The organism is Lysinibacillus sp. fkY74-1, from assembly GCF_053165895.1.
Genome location: NZ_CP170173.1, coordinates 3930379 through 3947664 on the forward strand (window position 1 = coordinate 3930379; position 17286 = coordinate 3947664).

The 17286-nt window shown below is 37.4% G+C and carries 20 protein-coding genes; 5 read left to right on the forward strand and 15 right to left on the reverse strand.

Annotation, left to right across the window (positions count from 1 at the left end):
- Positions 1-6: 6 nt before the first annotated feature.
- From ACE1MS_RS19505 to ACE1MS_RS19535, 7 genes are all read right to left on the reverse strand, one after another.
- Complete coding sequence (locus ACE1MS_RS19505; RefSeq protein WP_198695464.1) at positions 7-918, reverse strand: SGNH/GDSL hydrolase family protein; 912 nt, start codon at positions 916-918, stop codon at positions 7-9.
- Positions 919-950: 32 nt separating this feature from the next.
- Positions 951-2180, reverse strand: a complete 1230-nt coding sequence (locus ACE1MS_RS19510) for an aminopeptidase (protein ID WP_012292073.1) — start codon at positions 2178-2180, stop codon at positions 951-953.
- 1 nt (position 2181) lies between these two features.
- Positions 2182-3330: a DEAD/DEAH box helicase gene (locus tag ACE1MS_RS19515; RefSeq protein ID WP_447402571.1), complete on the reverse strand. Its 1149-nt coding sequence runs from the start codon at positions 3328-3330 to the stop codon at positions 2182-2184.
- A gap of 218 nt (positions 3331-3548) precedes the next feature.
- Positions 3549-4250: an aspartate/glutamate racemase family protein gene (locus ACE1MS_RS19520; protein ID WP_012292071.1), complete on the reverse strand. Its 702-nt coding sequence runs from the start codon at positions 4248-4250 to the stop codon at positions 3549-3551.
- Positions 4247-5479: a carboxylate--amine ligase gene (locus tag ACE1MS_RS19525; protein ID WP_036165355.1), complete on the reverse strand. Its 1233-nt coding sequence runs from the start codon at positions 5477-5479 to the stop codon at positions 4247-4249. The genes ACE1MS_RS19520 and ACE1MS_RS19525 overlap by 4 nt, the downstream gene beginning before the upstream one ends.
- Before the next feature lie 57 nt (positions 5480-5536).
- The gene (locus ACE1MS_RS19530; RefSeq protein ID WP_036160430.1) at positions 5537-6526 is read right to left on the reverse strand and encodes a C39 family peptidase; all 990 of its coding nucleotides are present in this window, start codon (positions 6524-6526) and stop codon (positions 5537-5539) included.
- A 177-nt stretch (positions 6527-6703) separates the two neighbouring features.
- The gene (locus tag ACE1MS_RS19535; protein WP_447402572.1) at positions 6704-8200 is read right to left on the reverse strand and encodes a class I adenylate-forming enzyme family protein; all 1497 of its coding nucleotides are present in this window, start codon (positions 8198-8200) and stop codon (positions 6704-6706) included.
- Between the two features lie 245 nt (positions 8201-8445).
- On the opposite strand from ACE1MS_RS19535, the gene ACE1MS_RS19540 reads away from it, so the two are divergent.
- Positions 8446-9051 carry a metallophosphoesterase family protein gene (locus tag ACE1MS_RS19540; RefSeq protein WP_031416846.1) on the forward strand — a complete coding sequence of 202 codons (606 nt, stop codon included), beginning with the start codon at positions 8446-8448 and terminating at the stop codon, positions 9049-9051.
- 423 nt (positions 9052-9474) lie between these two features.
- Here ACE1MS_RS19540 and ACE1MS_RS19545 read toward each other — a convergent pair whose 3' ends face one another.
- The 5 genes from ACE1MS_RS19545 to ACE1MS_RS19565 all read right to left on the reverse strand — a co-directional run bounded on the left by ACE1MS_RS19545 (position 9475) and on the right by ACE1MS_RS19565 (position 11118).
- Positions 9475-10059: a DUF305 domain-containing protein gene (locus tag ACE1MS_RS19545; RefSeq protein ID WP_012292064.1), complete on the reverse strand. Its 585-nt coding sequence runs from the start codon at positions 10057-10059 to the stop codon at positions 9475-9477.
- 102 nt (positions 10060-10161) lie between these two features.
- Entirely contained in the window at positions 10162-10338 is a 177-nt protein-coding gene (locus ACE1MS_RS19550) for a cysteine-rich CWC family protein (protein ID WP_447402573.1), read from the reverse strand.
- An 81-nt stretch (positions 10339-10419) separates the two neighbouring features.
- Positions 10420-10617, reverse strand: coding sequence for a gamma-type small acid-soluble spore protein (locus tag ACE1MS_RS19555; protein WP_012292063.1), 198 nt, complete (start codon positions 10615-10617; stop codon positions 10420-10422).
- A 12-nt stretch (positions 10618-10629) separates the two neighbouring features.
- Positions 10630-10839 (reverse strand): hypothetical protein, encoded by a 210-nt coding sequence (locus tag ACE1MS_RS19560; RefSeq protein ID WP_031416844.1) that lies wholly within the window; start codon positions 10837-10839, stop codon positions 10630-10632.
- Positions 10840-10884: 45 nt separating this feature from the next.
- Entirely contained in the window at positions 10885-11118 is a 234-nt protein-coding gene (locus ACE1MS_RS19565) for a hypothetical protein (RefSeq protein WP_012292061.1), read from the reverse strand.
- Positions 11119-11241: 123 nt separating this feature from the next.
- Here ACE1MS_RS19565 and ACE1MS_RS19570 point away from each other — a divergent pair, with 123 nt between their 5' ends.
- Positions 11242-11736 carry a L,D-transpeptidase family protein gene (locus ACE1MS_RS19570; RefSeq protein ID WP_036165352.1) on the forward strand — a complete coding sequence of 165 codons (495 nt, stop codon included), beginning with the start codon at positions 11242-11244 and terminating at the stop codon, positions 11734-11736.
- 38 nt (positions 11737-11774) lie between these two features.
- On the opposite strand, the gene ACE1MS_RS19575 is transcribed toward ACE1MS_RS19570, so the two are convergent.
- Positions 11775-12539 carry a DUF2935 domain-containing protein gene (locus ACE1MS_RS19575; protein ID WP_012292059.1) on the reverse strand — a complete coding sequence of 255 codons (765 nt, stop codon included), beginning with the start codon at positions 12537-12539 and terminating at the stop codon, positions 11775-11777.
- 209 nt (positions 12540-12748) lie between these two features.
- Between ACE1MS_RS19575 and ACE1MS_RS19580 the strand changes: the two genes are divergently transcribed.
- A complete protein-coding gene (locus ACE1MS_RS19580) occupies positions 12749-14419 on the forward strand; it encodes a ribonuclease J (RefSeq protein WP_447402574.1) in 1671 nt (556 codons plus the stop codon).
- A 49-nt stretch (positions 14420-14468) separates the two neighbouring features.
- On the opposite strand, the gene ACE1MS_RS19585 is transcribed toward ACE1MS_RS19580, so the two are convergent.
- Positions 14469-15155, reverse strand: coding sequence for a hypothetical protein (locus ACE1MS_RS19585; RefSeq protein ID WP_036216554.1), 687 nt, complete (start codon positions 15153-15155; stop codon positions 14469-14471).
- 200 nt (positions 15156-15355) lie between these two features.
- Here ACE1MS_RS19585 and ACE1MS_RS19590 point away from each other — a divergent pair, with 200 nt between their 5' ends.
- Positions 15356-15745: a helix-turn-helix domain-containing protein gene (locus tag ACE1MS_RS19590; RefSeq protein ID WP_031416838.1), complete on the forward strand. Its 390-nt coding sequence runs from the start codon at positions 15356-15358 to the stop codon at positions 15743-15745.
- 30 nt (positions 15746-15775) lie between these two features.
- On the opposite strand, the gene ACE1MS_RS19595 is transcribed toward ACE1MS_RS19590, so the two are convergent.
- Positions 15776-16651: a radical SAM/SPASM domain-containing protein gene (locus ACE1MS_RS19595; protein ID WP_031416837.1), complete on the reverse strand. Its 876-nt coding sequence runs from the start codon at positions 16649-16651 to the stop codon at positions 15776-15778.
- 180 nt (positions 16652-16831) lie between these two features.
- On the opposite strand from ACE1MS_RS19595, the gene ACE1MS_RS19600 reads away from it, so the two are divergent.
- Positions 16832-17248 (forward strand): hypothetical protein, encoded by a 417-nt coding sequence (locus tag ACE1MS_RS19600; RefSeq protein ID WP_031416835.1) that lies wholly within the window; start codon positions 16832-16834, stop codon positions 17246-17248.
- Positions 17249-17286 lie beyond the last annotated feature (38 nt).

Consider the following 17286-nt stretch of genomic DNA (forward strand, 5'->3'; position numbering starts at 1 on the left):
CTTCACTTATCTCTTTTCTAATTTTGCCATAAAAGCGGTATAGCCGTGAAATCCCTGAATGGAACGTACACTTCGTACAGACTGGGAGGATGTTACCTTTTGTTGTTTAGGCTGTGCAGAAGCTCGTTCTTGTAAAATTTCCTCAAATGATACAGGATTCGGTTTCGGTAATTGTGATGGAGCTATAGATAGGGCATCACTACCACTATAAGCCTTTAAAAATGCATTGGCCATTTGGCGATAGCCTTCCATATTCGGATGGACATCTGTATAGTTTGGTAAGTAGTTTGTGGCATTTAACCCGAAGCTGTCATACACATTTACGTAACCCGCTCCAGCTAGCTCCGCCTGTTGCTGTAAAATTTTATTTAATTTCACAAGCTGTGCATTTGTGCCTTCTTTTTGAGTTAGATGAACAGCTGGATAGGCAAAATAATAGCCTACAACATATACCTGAGCCTTTGGAGCTCGTTCCGCCAATTCATTTAAAATAGCTATTATATTTTTTCTCACCGTATTTAAGGCGTAATCTGTTTGAAGTTGAGAAAAAGTTAATGTTCCAGCCATTGGATTTAGCCGTATAAGGCTTAATAAATCATTGGCACCTGCTGAAACAGTAACTAAAGTGGCATTGGCTAATAAATCCCTTGCTTCCTCAGTCTTAATTTTTTCTAATACATGGGCTGTTGTGTAACCTGGAAAAGCAAGTTCCTTTGTATAGAATTTTAATTGATTCATTGACTGTAATCTCATAGCAATTAGATCACTATACCCAGCATCAATTTGTTGAAAGGGGGTTTGACCAGCAGCTAGTGAATCCCCAATTGCTATATAGTTTTCAGTTTGAGCAAAAGCAGATGAACTCCAGCCTGTCAGTAATAATATAATCATCCCAATCAAACTACCTATGTGCTTCATCTGCTCTCCCCCATTCTCCATTCAAACTAAGTTTAGAAAGCCCAGCTACCTTTACGGAATATAGGCTCTATAGTTCCATCTGGTAATATACCATCAATGTCCATTTCACCGTTACCAACCATAAAGTCTTCATGGGTTACAGAAATATTCGCACCTAATGCTTCTAGTTGACCGTTTTCCAAGTCTCTACCACCCTCTAAGCATGTCGGGTATGCTTCTCCAATCGCTAAATGGTTCGAAGCATTCTCATCGAATAGTGTATTAAAGTATAAAATCCCTGATGCTGAAATTGGTGACTCATGCGGGACAAGTGCTACTTCACCTAAATAACTAGAACCCTCATCTACTTGAATAAGCTCCTGTAGTAAATCTTGACCTACTTCAGCTTCTGCTTTAATGATTTTTCCTTCTTTAAATGTTAATTTAAAGCCATCAATGATATTGCCCTGATATACTAAAGGCTTTGAATTACTAACATAACCGTCTACACCTTGCTTCATAGGAAGTGTATAGACTTCTTCTGTTGGCATATTGGCGATAAAAACATGGCCTTCAGGCGTTTTACTGCCACCAGTTACCCATTTATGCTGTGGAGCTAAAGCAATCGTTAAATCTGTTCCAGGTGCAGTATAGTGTAGCTTCGCATACTTTTTATTATTTAAAAGTTCTGCCCGAGATTCTAAATTCGTTACATGCTGATGCCAATTTTCAACTGCGTTACCTTCTCCGATATGAACTGTTTTAAAGATAGCTTCCCATAAAGCAGGTACTTGCTCGTCTGCTGTCAATTGAGGGAATACCTTTGCCGCCCACTTTGGCGAAGGTACTGCAATAATGGACCACGCAATCAAATCCTTCATAACTGCATTACGATAGTTTTTCAACGCAGCTCCTGATACCTTTTGATGAGTAGCTAATCGATCAGCCGAGATTCCTGTTAATTTATCAGGATCTGCGGCATCTATCCATAATAATGCCCCTTTACGTTCAATGAGTTCATCACGCATTTGTACGACCCATTCGGGGAAACGGTTAAATTCTTCATCAGAGGCATGTTCAAAATAGGCACGATCCATTTCATCGTCAGAAAAATTAACATGGACACGCCCTGCCCCAGCCTTATACGCCTCTTTAACGACTAAACGAGCAAAATCTAAAGCCTCAACTGATGTGTTGACTAACAAATATTGACCTGGTTGAATGTTTACCCCAACTTTTACTGCAAGTTCCGCGTATGCCTGTAATTTTTCTTCAAACGTCATATTATTTCCCTCCCTTTTGTCCAATTGTTTTAGAATTACCTTCTTTCAACTTACCATCATGCCAAATCTTCTGCACTGGCTTACCAGGAATTTCTCTTGTCCATTTTTTATAGGTTTTTTCGTCACGATAAGATAGTAATGTTAATACCTCACCATCTGCACCGGCACGACCAGTACGACCAGAACGGTGTAAATACTGCTCAATTGTTCGTGGTACATCGACATGAATAACATGTGTTAAACCGGCAATATCTAAACCACGTGCAGCAATATCTGTTGCTATTAAAATACGTGCGTCCCCTTTGCGGAAAGCATCTAAAGCCTTTTTACGTTCTTCCTTTTTCATGTCAGAATGAAGTGTAACGATGGGTGCAGAGCGATACTGGAGCTTCGTTTCTTTCATTAATAATTGATCAATATTATTGACGAAAGCTAATGCTCTCAGGCCTTCTGTATGCGATAGGTGGCGAAGAAACTCCGTTTTATCACGTTCTTCGACCTTCACAAAAGAGTGGGTTACTTTGCCAACCTTTAGCATATCCTCTGGCTTAATTTTAAAACGAACTGGTTCGAACATCATTCGACTTGCCACTAATTCAATTTCCTCTGTAATAGTAGCCGAAACAACTACCACTTGTCGTCCAAACGCTGAACCTTCAATAAAGGATTTAATGACAACACGGTATTCACGACTTAGTAATTGATCACATTCATCTAAAACAACTGTTTCAATTTCTTTGAGTTTTAATTTCCCTGCACGTGCTAATTCATTTAAACGACCAGGTGTTCCTACAACAATCGTTGGCTTTTTCTTTAATTTTTCAATTTGACGAGCGGAATTGGCACCACCAATAAGCTGCTGAACTGTAATATCCGTACCTGCCGTCCACTCACGGATAACTTCCACAATTTGCATCGCTAGCTCTTGTGATGGAGCTACGATAAGACCTTGTGTTTGTTTTTTCGCTCCATTAACTTTATTCAGCAATGGTAAAACATACGCTAATGTTTTACCAGAACCTGTAGGTGATTCAGCTACGATATCCTTCCCTTCAAGCATGGCTGGTATCATTTCCTCTTGAATTTTCATGGTTGCTTCAAAGTTCCATTTTGCTTGTAATTCTTCTTTTAATAAACTGATTACTGACATGTTATTTCCCACCTTCTATCTGCTTGACACTAGTTTAACACACTCGGCAGCTTCCTACTTTATATGTACGCAAACCTTGGTCTAATCGTTTCACCAAATGAATCTTTCATCCATAAAAAATCTGCCTAACTCCACACATGGAAATGAAAGCCCGTCCACAACTCTTTGAAGACTTGCAGCCTACCCATGTAAAGCAAGCAGATTTTTTCTATACATTCCTAATCGATTAGCTCATAACCACATGCTAAAATAGCACACTCCGCTAAAACGATTAATGAATCGATATATACATTACTTAATTTTAAATCTCGATTAACTATAGATAACTCCGTACAACCCAACACGATACGGTCACAGTTTAGGGCAAGCATGGCATCTTCAATTGGTTGCCAATCATCCTGTGTGACATCTTTACCAGCTTTGACAAAATCGTAAATGATGGTCATCACATGCGCCCTCATCTCATTATCTGGTACCACAGGTGTAATACCATATTCTTCCAACGCCTCTTGATACATCCGTGAAGTCAATGTACCTGTTGTCGCTAAAATTCCAACACGCTCTGCTCCCAATTCGGATGCTCGCTTTGCTGTTTCACGAATCATATGCAAAACGGGAATCGGAGAGCCTGCCTGAATCTCGTCATAAAAAGTATGAGCGGTATTACACGGAATAGCAATCATATCAGCTCCTACAGAAGCTAACTTTTTTGCATCCTCCATTATAACAGGCACAGGGTTTTCTTTCGTATTATCTAAAATAAAAGCCGTACGGTCAGGAATATTTGTATCATTATCAATAATGGTATGTAAATGCTCCTGATCTTTTTGCGCCTTTGTACGTCTTACAATCATTTCACCAATAAACATGGTTGCTAGTGGACCAACTCCACCTATTATACCTAAAGTTTGTTTTTTCATGAGTTAGACAGACCTTTGTTATTAAAATATTTCTTATATTTACGGTAAAAATTTAAATTATCGACAGTAACATTCAACCAGCGTTTAGCATTCATATCCTTATAATTAAAAATAGAATCCGTTGCCATTCCTTGTCGAATGAGACTTTTCGCTTCAATAATCAGTTGTTCATTTTGTACATATTTGAAAAGGACACCATTGGGTACAATTGTCCAAAGATGTTTATTTTGCACGTATGTAAGTGGCTGTTTACTTCCACGAACATAATCGTCCGCTACATATTGCATAAGGTTATAGCCACTAGCAGTCACATAATAATTGGAAAGCTCATTATGTAATTCGATACTTAACAATTTATAGTGTCCATCACGCTCATCATATTTCATATCAAATGTAGCAAATCCCTGGAATTGAATAGCTTCTAGAAACAACTTCACATTTTCCATTAAAGCAGGGTTATAGGCTGTCATAATAGCTACATAACGACCAATGCCCTCTGGTGAATGCTCTTCTAGTATTGGATTTCCTACAGCAAGAAGCTTCGTCTTCCCATCTTGTCCTACATAAGCATTGACAACACGCATATTCGCGTCTTCTCCAGGGATATATTGTTGAATCATGAGATCATCCCGATAGGCTGATTCCTTATAAATAGCATGAAATATACTATCCTTTTCTTCTTTATCATGTGCAATATATACTTTTTTCTTTCCAGGAAAAATACATGTGGCATACTTTGTCATATTCATTGGTTTAATAACAATTGGGTAATCCAATGACATTTCGTAATCTTCATAATCATTAACTGTACATACATGCATAGCAGGGTATTGAAAGCCAAATTGTGCACACAGTTCATACATACTTTCACGAGTCAGCAGCTGATGTGCAAGGGTAGTATTCACATAAGGAACTAAAAAATCCTCTATTAATTCATCTTTATGTTCTACAATTTTTTTGACATAAAATTCATCACAGGCTAATAGCAGTAATTTTTTTTCTGTGAATTCCTGCGCTATTGCCTTTAGTGCCGTCACAAATCGTTCTTCTATATGAAGTCTCGGTACTTCACGGAAGGTTAATAAATCACTTTGTTGAATTTTTTCCATATTCGTGTGATTCAATGCAAGTGGCTTCACACCATAGGCTTCGTAAAATGCTCTGGCCATGCCATAAGCATTCATTTCATCGCCTAATAAAACCGGTAAAAAAGCGTGCTCAATGGCCATTCTACTCAACTCACTTTTTACTTTTTTATTAGTGTAACATACTTCCTAATGGCTAGTTTATTTATGTACAGCTACTGCCTGTTCACCTAATTCATGATAGCTTTTAAAGAACTGATCCACATTATAAGTTACATAGCCCTTTAACGGGTCCATTACCACGACCTTATCGCCTAAATGCCCAGTTAGCACAACAGCGTGTAAATTCATAAAAGCATCCTGGGAAGTAGTCGCTCCTTTATAAATCCAGCCTCTATTTGCATTTTTTTTAGGCTTGGATAAATCCAGCGTCACCCATGTCACGACAGGAACTCCCTCACGAACAAGCTGTAAAATATCAGCCTGTGAGGCATTTCTCATATCTGTTACACGTAAATCAGCCTGTTTCTCTGCAATAGCTGCCTCCGCCGCCTTGACAATCGGAGCAGCAAATACATACATACCTCGAGCTTTATCACGAGGATTACCTGCAAAAGCCTCATTTGGATTTGGTCCAAATCGTTGATTGCCTATTGTACGTATTTCTTCCTTTGGTAAATAGTTATCAGCCATTTCAAGCTTTGACACATTCATTCCATAGTAATTTAATACGGCTGTGAGTGAAGTTATTTCACAGCCATGTGGAAGCTCAGGATTTTGCATCACCACGGGAACATCTAGCTCTTGCTCGTCTCTTGTAAAGTGGGTCTGCAATCTAAAGTAAGGTTTTGTAGTATCATAGGTAAAATTCTCGATGGTTGTATAGCCATCATTTGTTGCACTATTTTCAAGAGTCGTTGCCGCAATAGCATACTCTCGCCCCTCTTTTAGCTTCGAAAATATCGCTTCTCCCTCTTCAGAACCAATAGCTTCTTCTACAACATTACCATTCTGAACATCTGTGACCGTAATATAAAGATTAGCAATTGGTGCTCCACTATTAAATTCTACTGTTAATACTGTTAATTGATTTTTATTTTCTGCATCTTGCTGTGAAAATGGCTGACAGCTAGAAAGTAACATAATAATCAACATGCCAATAAGTAATAGGCGTTTATACCCCGTCCACAAGACAAATTCCGCTCCTATTCTAAATCGAAGGGTTACCCTTCTCTCTTTTAATTTGTCGTAGACTCTATTATACGATACTTTGAAAGAGGTTCCTATTTTATCTTGTTTCTGAGAACTTTTTTTGCATCGAAAACGAAGCTTCGAATAAAATTAACTGTAAATACTAAAACTTTTTTCTCAAATCGTTCTTACTTTTGGTCGTAATGTATGCTTTAAAACTTTACCAGAAGCATTGCGCGGCAGTTCAGTTAAACATTCTATTTCATATGGTACTTTATATTTAGCAAGCCTTGATTGACAATAGGATAAAATGATTTCCTCATCGAGACATTTACCTTCTTTAAATACGACAAAGGCTTTAGGCACTTCTCCATACACTTCATGTGGTAATCCAACCACTGCTGCTTCTAAAATTTCTGGCAATTGATACAGCACTTCCTCCACCTCGATTGGATAAATATTTTCACCGCCTCGGATAATCATATCTTTTTTCCTATCAACTATATATAAATAGCCTTCCTCATCAAAACGTCCTAAATCACCTGAATAAAGCCATCCATCTATAATCGTTCTAGCTGTTTCTTCGGGATTACGTAAATAGCCCTTCATCACCTGGGGTCCCCTTACACATATCTCGCCCACCTCACCAGCGGGAACTAGCTTTCCTTCACTATCAACTACTCGGACCTCTGTCTGTTCTAATGGCTTCCCAACAGAGCCTATTTTCGTTAAAGCATCCGTATCTAATAAAGAGGTGGCTGCAGGTGTGTTCTCCGTTTGACCATATAAATTTTGAACTTTAACATTTGAAAACGCCTCTTTTACTTGTTTAACAAGCTCATAAGGCATTGGGGCAGCCCCGTAACATAATAAACGCAAATGGTTAAAGCTATGTTCCTTAAATCCGGGCGTATTTAAAATGATCGTATACATAGATGGAACACCAAAGAAGATGGTTGCCTCTGTTACTGCAATCTGCTCTAATGTTTTAGTGGGTGAAAAAGCTTCTTCTATCAAGACAGTCCCGCCTTGATAAAACATGGGCATGGCAAAAACATGAAGTCCCGCACAGTGAAATAATGGTGTACAAATAAACATCTTGTCCGTGTTAAGCATGTTCATGGAAGATGACCAAATATCTGCTGTAGCCACAATATTTTGATGAGTTAGCATCACGCCTTTTGGTTTACCAGTTGTACCTGAAGTGTACATAACAACAGCAGTATCATGTGCCTCCAACGGTACTACAGCCCTTACTAAATTAGTATTAGTAAGGATGTGATTCATATCTTGAAATCCAATAATATGTTGGAATGAATAGGATACATTTTCTAAGGTTTCAGCTAATCTTTCATCATAAATGAGTCCCTTTGCTTGGGAATGATTAAAAATAAACTCAACCTCCGGAGCTGCTAATTTAGTGTTAATGGGCATAGCAACGTAGCCAGCTAATTGCACACCTAAATATGCAATTAAAAATAAATCTGTGTTGAGTGTATACAGTGCAATGACATCCTCTTTTTTATAATTTTGCTCTTGTAAATAAGCTGCAAATCGTTCGACATGTTTGTAAAACTCACAATAACTTAACTTATTCCCATTATATAAGGTCGCAATTTTACTAGGCTGTTGCACAGCATACTTTTCAAGAATATCCGTCATGTACATCGTCATTATAAGCCCTCCAAAATTCATTTTCTACTGCGGGATAGAGTCATCATTAATGGCAAACTACTAAAGGATTTAAATTTCAGAAAATTATGATTTTATTTTAGCAAGCATTTAATTTCCTGGCAATTTTTCCATACACCCAAAATATGTTGGTAAACTAACGAAATATTCTTAGACGTTTTACTTTTCTAGCAATTTCTATTAGGTGTATGATATTTATACGATTTTATAGGAAAGGCCGGGTTTGCATGCTTTATGCACTTTTAGGAGATTTACATTCTAATATAGAAGATACAAAGGCTGTTCTCACTCATATTCAGCAGACAGCAAAGGAAGCAAAAATCATTGGATTAGGTGATTTATATGAATGCACTATTAGTAAGAAAAAAGCCCAAACGATGTCTGGGTTATCTTTACAAAGAGCAGCAATCGTTGAAAGTAAGTTTGAAGAGCTGTTAACCTTCCCCTCTATACGGGGCAATCAAGAAGAGCGTATTACACAGGTAACTGGTATTGAGCGCTTTAGAGCATTACCTGAAATAATGGAAATTGATGGAGCCACCCTAATGCATGGACATCAATTTAAATGGAGTGTAAGCTGGCAGCCAACATTCCCATCCTTTCAAAAGCCATTGTTCTTCTTTGGCCATAGCCATGAATCAGGTCTTTATCATCAGCAGAAAAAACTACCCATTCGCATTCGCTATGGACAACCAATTGTATTACAAGATAAACAATACGGTGTAAATGTTGGCTCCGTTGTAGATCACCGTGAATGGTGTCTGTATGATAGTGAAAAGCGGACCGTAACCTTTATGTGTGTTCCTAGTGTTGATAAAGGAACCGTGTCCTAAACATAAAAAGAGCAAGCTAATCTTCTCTTTGCTTGCTCCCCGTTTTTAATGAATATATTGCTTTTTTCCGTCCAAGAGAATTTCCTTTAACGCTTTTAGCTTTTCAATGACTACAAAGAATTTCTCTGAAATTTCCTGCAAGTATTTTTCCGCCTCATTTTTACGACCTGTGTAATATTCCCACACGGCTTTTTTAGCAATTTAATGTAATGAATGAATGGCTGTTCTAATTCTATATAGACACGTTCCTGACCTAATAGCTTTTTGCCAGTGCCATAATACCACTCACCAAGACGTGAATCTTTAGGCGAGCCTTTATTGACATTTCCTCATTGTTCTTTGATAAACTATTCTCATGCAGAAAAAGCGCTAAAACCATGATTGATCTTAGCGCCTTTTTCCTATATAAACCTTTAGTTAGTACTAGCACTCGCAATCGCAATTTTGTAAACTATCCAGTAACTTTTCCATAGCCTCTAGTTGCTCACAAAGCGTTTGAATCATGCACTTCAGAATCGGGATTAATTCTTGGCAAATACAAAATCTCAGCACATTTTGCGCTAGTCGTATTCCTCCCTGATGATGGACAATCATTTCCCTTAAATAGTTGATGTTAATGCTATTGGAAACTGGTGGTGCACACATTGCATTAAACATAGCTTCCGTAATTTCTTTATAAGCACACATATACTCGTATAATTCATACTCTGAATTTTGCACAACACAACATCTATTTTGTAGCGCTTCAATACTTTCAAGCATTTCTGTATGTGTTCGGATGATTTCTAATGCAAGATTTTGTACAGGAATATTTGTTGTGAAGCGTAAAACATTTTCTGACATTTGAATTGCTGCTATTTGATAAGGAATGATTTGCTTTATAAAGTTTTCTGAAATACTACAAGTAATGGTTACATAGGTCATGCCCTGCATCATCTTTTTGAGGATGCGTTGATATTCCTCTAAATATATCTGTGTGACATTACTAAGTTCAATTGGTCTAGCCATTAGACACACTCCTTTCAGAGTAATGTATGCCCCCTAGGTTGTTGTGCGATAGACAATTGTACCAATTGTGCAATTTTTACTGCAACATCAAATAGTTATAAGTTATACTGACTCTTCTTTATATGTATTTAAGCATGCTTGACAAATACATGTATTCGTCTTTGTAGTACTTAACAATTGCTCTGGAAAATTCTCTGTCATACACCAACATTCTTTTTCACCTTTGGCGACTCCACAATGATTTTCTCTCCCACAACGTGAGCATCTATTTTCCAACATAGTCTAAGACCTCCCTTTCTTATCTCATCATTGTAAAGGAAAAAAGGAAGAGCACTCAACACCTCACTCCTCCTCAGTCACTTATTGATGCTTGTGTATTTCTTGTTTTACTTCATCAACATTTGTGTCACTAAAGACAGCCGTCCCATGTCCTCCCTGTTTAGCCAATAATGCTTTTACCTCATTGTAGGATAATCCTGATTCGGCATTTTTTTGCTTCACTTCATCAATATTCGTACCCGAAACTGAGAATTGGGCATCTCCATTTTCTCTATTCATTGCTCGCTCCCCCTACAATTCATCCGGCTGTAATTCAATCAATTCATCGCCTTCTCTTTCTACTCTCTTATTAAGCTCCTCCACAGGAATAGCATCCACGGTTTGCATATCCTCATGCAAATCGAAAAGACTTATTGTATCAGATTCAACCATGTCAGGTTTGTCTTTACTATTTAAATTCATAAATATTTTCTTTTCATGTGGTATTTGTTCTTTGTCCATCATGCCACACTCCTTTCTTCTTTAATGTGTGTAATGATGAACAGATTATGTGTCATTCCTTTTAGCACTTTTATCGATACGATGGTATTCAGAAATTTGAATGACTCGTACATGCCTAGTATGCAATTCATGATAAATACCTCTGCTATCTGTAAAGGAGATATATTGATCTCGTTCACTCTTTACCAGTTTTTCTGCTTCTTGCTGAGACTCGATAAAGATAAATCTTCTGACATAATGTATTTCATCAAAAAAATAAGTAATTTTAAATTCCTTCATGCTATATGCTCCTTAACCATACGATGTTACTGCTTATTCTATCCAAAGACCTGAACAATCCATAACATCATTCATTTGTAGCATATAGTATAATCATCACCTGTATTAAAGGAGGGATTGACGTTGATTCATACCGTTAAACCTGGGGAAACGTTAATTCAAATTTCCCGTGATTATCGTACTCCAGTGGCTTCCATTATTGCTGCCAATCCAGGCATTCAATCAGGTACTCTTTACGTTGGTCAACCAATAATAATACCTGGCTTTCCGGACCCCGAAACGATCCCCTACCGTATTGAGATTTCTACAGAAAATCGTTGGCTACGTCTCTATAGAAATAGTATCCTACAAAAACAATATCCAATAGCAGTTGGACGTATGCTCCACGAAACACCTGTCGGCAGCTTTATTATTATTAACAAAGACCCAAATCCAGGCGGCCCATTTGGAACTATGTGGATGAGTTTATCAAAGGAACACTATGGCATTCATGGCACGAATGATCCTAGCTCCATTGGGCATGCTGTTTCTCATGGATGTATCCGAATGCAAAATCCAGATGTTGAAGAACTGGCCAGTATTGTTCCAATAGGGACTGAAGTAGTGATTCATCCATAATAAATAAGGCTATCTATTGGGATAGCCTCTCGATTCATTTATCCTTCCCCTCTTGACTGTACAAGCTTCATTAAATAGTATTGCTCTTCACGCCACATATGATCCGCCATAGGTGCAGTAAATGTACCTAAAACCTCTGCACTCAATTCCATCTCTTCTAACTCCTTTAAAAATGTTTTGAATAATGTCATTTCCAGCTCAACATCTTTATTAAATCGGCTTAAAGCAGGAAAGGAATGCATATTAGTTCGTAAATAACCTGTTAATTCTACTGCTTTTAAATAAAATTGTTCAAAGTGTTTGGCAAACTCATGACTCTTTTGCTTCAATCTTTTTTCGACCCCATCTAAATTATCCTGAATAATACCTGCATGTCCTGAGGCATCCAATAACCAAATTAAATGGTGATGAAGCTCATGAAATATGGGTGGCACCTCGCCTTTTCTCAAATAACTAAGTACATTTTGATATTCCTCAAGCTCATTCACCATATGATTGACAAATGTTGGTGTTAAATGAATACCAATATCTCCTGACAATTGATGTCTCAGTAGATGGAGTTTAAATTGTTTAAACTGCTCGACATTGTCATCGACAGTTATCGTGAAAGCGACGGCATTGGTAGCATCAATAGACGACACATAGGTGAGGAGCCGAGAGAATTGCTGGATAAAACTATTTGCCCTTTGAATGTCATCCTGTTCAGAGGGATATAATGCATCATGAATAAATTGCGCATGATTTTGCATGATTTCTAGCCAAAACCTATGCTCGAAAATTGCATGTTGCACAAAATCAGACAAAGTTAAACCTCCTTTATTTTTCTGAACTTTGGAAGAAGCTTGACACTAACGCACCCAGTTTATGTCTCCTCCATTCTATTCATCATGAAATACAAATAGTAGTCTTGGATTCATCATAATCCTTGTTGTATAGGATGAAACACTAATAGCTATACTACCAATGGCTAAAGTAATTATTAGATGGAGTTACAACTTTAGGAGGGAGTATTTTGTCCACAAAGAAACAGTTATTATCAATTTTTGCCTTAGGTGGCATTAATGAAATTGGCAAGAATATGTATGTAGTTCAATATGCAGATGATATGATTCTTATTGATTGCGGAGCGAAATTTCCAGATGAGACCTTGCTCGGTATTGATTTGATAATTCCTGATATTACCTACTTGCTTGAAAATAAAGAAAAAGTTAAGGCTTTAATTGTGACACATGGACATGAAGATCACATTGGTGGTATTCCATATCTATTAAAAAAATTAAACGTTCCTGTTTATGCTACTCGCTTTACTTTAGGGCTGATCGAATTGAAGCTAAAAGAACATAAGCTGCTCAGAGAGACTGATTTAATTGAAATTCATGCTGATTCAGCACTTCATTTAGGAGAAATTGATGTAAGCTTCTTTAGAACTAACCATAGCATACCCGATTGCTTAGGAATCGTCCTTGCCACTCCTGAAGGAAATGTAGTGCATACTGGCGATTTCAAATTCGACTTAACACCTGTGAATAACCAATTCGCAGACATTCATAAAATGGCGAAAATCGGATCAAATGGAGTGCTCGTTCTAATATCAGAAAGTACAAATGCCGAACGTCCAGGCTTAACCCCCTCTGAGCAACTTGTTGGGCATCATATTGAGGAGGCCTTTTTCCATGCTGAGCGTAAAATTATCATCTCAACCTTTGCCTCAAATGTTAATCGTATTCAACAAATTGTGCATGCAACCATTGCCGCTAATCGAAAGCTAGCTTTATTAGGTCGTAGCATGGTAAATGTTGTAGATGTCGCTATTGAACGAGGGTATTTATTTGTTCCAGATGATCTGTTAATAGATGCGCGTGAAGTCAAATACCTTCCCCCTGAAGAGGTTGTAGTACTATGCACAGGCAGTCAAGGAGAGCCGTTAGCAGCACTCGCTCGTTTAGCAAATGGTAATCATCGGGAAGTAAAGGTTTTACCTGATGATATGGTTATTCTTGCAGCGTCTCCTATTCCAGGCAATGAAAAAGGAGTTTCTCGCATCGTGGATCATTTATTTCAGCTTGGCGCAAAAGTCATATATGGTTCTTCCAGTCATACGGGAATGCATGTTTCAGGACATGGCTATCAGGAAGACTTAAAGCTTATGCTGACGTTTATGAAACCACAATTTTTTATTCCTATTCATGGCGAATTCCGTATGTTGCATCAGCACCGTTTATTAGCTGAGGCTGTTGGTGTTCAAAAGGGCCATACGTTTATTATGAAAAATGGAGATGTTGTTGATATTGAAAATGCGGTGGCGCGACAAACACGCAAAGTCCCATCAGGGGATACGTATGTGGATGGAATCGGCATAGGTGAAGTAGAAGGCATTGTCCTGCGTGATCGCAAGCAACTTTCTGAGGATGGGATGTTGGTTATTGTCTTAACCCTTAGCAAAGCAGACGGTGCTATCATTTCAGAGCCTGATACTATTTCTCGTGGCTTTGTGTATGCAAAAGATTTTGAGGAGCTATTAAATAAAGTGAATGTCCTGACCAAAGAAATCATCATGGAATTGCAGCAAGAAAGTAGGCAAATACATGTCTTAAGACGAGAAATAAAAAAAGCTGTAGGTCAATATTTATTTACACAAACAAAACGGAAACCTATGATTTTACCCATTATTATTGAAATTTAAGCAGTCGGTGCATGGACTTTCAAATCCATTACGCACCGACTGCTTTATATTATTCGCTACATATACTCTGAAAAACATGATACTCTTGAAAATCATTCAAAAAATCACCATTAAAAATATGGTCTAGCATAGCGATATATTGATCATTCAATTGCTCAAATCCTTCGTGTAAGCTGTCGGAATGCTGTTTTACTTGTCTAGAAATATTATCAAAATATTTGGGTAGTTCATTCACCGCAGTGACTAGTGAACCCTTATTTTTTAATAATTGTTCAACAGCATTTATTAATTGAACGACATTATGCTGAATGGCTATAGAAGGTAAATCAATCATTAAACTATAGACATTACATCTCTCTTTATTGTTCTGATACCATTTCATAAAATGAAATAAATAGTCACCGATTAGTATCGATTCTTTCGGTATGATTGCCATGATATCATGGCTAATACATACATCAGTTTTACATTGATATATATACGCTTCCTTTAAATTCATTTTATTTAGAAGGATACTTTGAGCGGGCACCAGTGAAAAAGAAAATGGTTCTTTCAAAGTACTATCAACCTTTGGTAAAAGACTAGTATTATCTTCCAACGATAATTTCCTTAGCGCTTCTTCTGTTATATAAGGAATACCATCCATAGCAAAACGTTTTTTACTCGTGACCACCTTCCCAATTTTTATTTTTGCTATCTCTTCTAACAAATATTTCACCTTGCTTTCATCCTCCAATCCTACATCCTACTTTGTAAACCGCCCTATAAAGTTCACTTTCAATATAATCCTTATAGCTTCCATTAGGCCATTTGGTTAAGGAAAGTTGATACTCTAAAATTGTACCATTTTAATGTAACATTTTCTCTATTATACCACTATAATAGTATAGTCAATTCCACTATTTTTCACTAGCTTTTAACATAGAGGTGAATCATATGTCAGATTTTTTAAAGCTAGTAGGTGAACAACTCCGTATTATTAGATTATCTAAGGGGCTAAGCCAGGAAGAAGTGGCCGAAAGAACAGGGAAATTGGGGTTCAGTAAAGGGAGAGTTTCCAATATTGAACACGGACAATCTAATATAACCTTGAGTACATTAGAAACACTTATGAAGGCACTAGACATCCCTCCTGAGGAGCTTTTTAATTTTCAAAAATTATCTGGCGTTACTGATATTGAGGAAAAGAACCTTATGCTAGACATTCATCGATCATTATTAAGAGAACGCAATTTAGATGAGGTTAAATATGTCGTTCGGATTACAAAGGATTTTTTAGATACGATTGATTCACAGTCAAAGAAAAACAGCCCCAATGGTCAATGACATTGGAGCTGTTTCTTTTCATATACATAATTACATACCAAACTTTTGACGATAGCCACATTTTCTACAAAGCTCTTCAACAGCCTCTCTTCTTGAAAAGCCATCGATTATATTAGTTGCACGTTCCCCATCCACTATTTCTGCGAAGGATTTTTCATGAACATTACCTAAATTAATGACCCCTTCGCCATCTAAACAGCAAGGTACCACGGTACCATCTACAAGAATTGCAGCCTGACTCCGAAGTGCGTGACAAAAGCCTTTACCTTCATCTTCTGGCTCCAGTAAGCTTGGCCATCTAAATTCATGATCCTGATTCAAATAAATATTGGGGCCAATTTTCACACCCTTACCAGGCTCTACTTTTTCTTCGATGCGAAAATCAAGATTATACTCATTTTCTAGTATTTCTAATGTTTCACGGTTGCGACGTGCTGCAACATCTGAAACATGGTCTTTTTGCAAATTCCATAAACGGTAGGAAATAATCGTTTTGTATTCTCTAGACTCCCGTACAAAATCTAAAATATCGCCTAAATATTTTTCTCTGTTTTCAGAACCCTCATGCCCATCAAAGCTATGTAGAGAAAAGTTTATTTGACGTAATGCTGGTTTTCCTAATATTTTTTCACGGTTTTTCTTAATTAGCGTACCATTCGTTGTAATATTAACCTTAAACCCTTTCGCATGAGCCGCATCCAACAATTGATCTATTCGTGGATGTAAAAGAGGCTCTCCCTTTACATGCAAATAAATATATTTAGTGTGGGGTCGGATTTCGTCTAATATTTTATTAAATTGCTCTACTTTTATGAGTCCCTTTGCTCGTGCAGTAGGTGGACAAAAACTACATGCTAAATTACAAACACTCGTTATTTCTATATAAACCTTTTTAAATGTTTTCAACTTTCCTTCACCGTTCCAGTTCCCTAGATATTCAAATCCCATTCATTTTAACAAATTTATAGGATAGATAGCAAAATTCATGTGCTTCTCTCTAGTTGATATGGCTACACGTACAAACGGACTTTAAAAACTGTAATATCTTATTAGTATTAGTATTAATAGATGAAAGGAGGTCAAACGATGCAAAGTTTCAATTCTAGAAAATTTAATGACCCTGAGGAACCTGAAAACAATTCTACTGAAAAACATGCTAGAAACCATATTACATTCAATTTTACTTTCAATATAGGAAATACGGACTTCCATTTTGAGCAACGCGCTGAAGGCGGAGGTCAAATCAATGAGGATGTGGGGACTAATGCCAATCAAGGTGGTCAAAATGCTAGTGATGGCAGTCACACACGGAATGTAAATTCTCAGTTCGCAGATGGTAATGGCCGTAGCGGTATAGCGGGTAATAATAACGACGAAGCTGGTGGACAGCAAGGTATTAAGGTAAGGGATAGCTTAGTCATTGATAGCGATATTCATTCCTCCTCTAATCATAGTGAAAGCCATGAAGAGGACAATGATTTAACAGAAGAAACAGAGGAATAGAATTAAAAACTTCTATCTGTTCATTGTCACACTCAACA

What these genes read in the sequence shown, in the direction of transcription:
- ACE1MS_RS19510 (WP_012292073.1), bottom strand. Translation starts at nt 2,180, where the DNA reads ATGACGTTTGAAGAAAAATTACAGGCATACGCGGAACTTGCAGTAAAA.
- ACE1MS_RS19525 (WP_036165355.1), bottom strand. Translation starts at nt 5,479, where the DNA reads ATGGCCATTGAGCACGCTTTTTTACCGGTTTTATTAGGCGATGAAATG.
- ACE1MS_RS19515 (WP_447402571.1), bottom strand. Translation starts at nt 3,330, where the DNA reads ATGTCAGTAATCAGTTTATTAAAAGAAGAATTACAAGCAAAATGGAAC.
- ACE1MS_RS19535 (WP_447402572.1), bottom strand. Translation starts at nt 8,200, where the DNA reads ATGACGATGTACATGACGGATATTCTTGAAAAGTATGCTGTGCAACAG.
- ACE1MS_RS19600 (WP_031416835.1), top strand. Translation starts at nt 16,832, where the DNA reads ATGCAAAGTTTCAATTCTAGAAAATTTAATGACCCTGAGGAACCTGAA.
- ACE1MS_RS19590 (WP_031416838.1), top strand. Translation starts at nt 15,356, where the DNA reads ATGTCAGATTTTTTAAAGCTAGTAGGTGAACAACTCCGTATTATTAGA.
- ACE1MS_RS19545 (WP_012292064.1), bottom strand. Translation starts at nt 10,059, where the DNA reads ATGGCTAGACCAATTGAACTTAGTAATGTCACACAGATATATTTAGAG.
- ACE1MS_RS19505 (WP_198695464.1), bottom strand. Translation starts at nt 918, where the DNA reads ATGAAGCACATAGGTAGTTTGATTGGGATGATTATATTATTACTGACA.
- ACE1MS_RS19560 (WP_031416844.1), bottom strand. Translation starts at nt 10,839, where the DNA reads ATGGACAAAGAACAAATACCACATGAAAAGAAAATATTTATGAATTTA.
- ACE1MS_RS19565 (WP_012292061.1), bottom strand. Translation starts at nt 11,118, where the DNA reads ATGAAGGAATTTAAAATTACTTATTTTTTTGATGAAATACATTATGTC.
- ACE1MS_RS19520 (WP_012292071.1), bottom strand. Translation starts at nt 4,250, where the DNA reads ATGAAAAAACAAACTTTAGGTATAATAGGTGGAGTTGGTCCACTAGCA.
- ACE1MS_RS19540 (WP_031416846.1), top strand. Translation starts at nt 8,446, where the DNA reads ATGCTTTATGCACTTTTAGGAGATTTACATTCTAATATAGAAGATACA.
- ACE1MS_RS19550 (WP_447402573.1), bottom strand. Translation starts at nt 10,338, where the DNA reads ATGTTGGAAAATAGATGCTCACGTTGTGGGAGAGAAAATCATTGTGGA.
- ACE1MS_RS19555 (WP_012292063.1), bottom strand. Translation starts at nt 10,617, where the DNA reads ATGAATAGAGAAAATGGAGATGCCCAATTCTCAGTTTCGGGTACGAAT.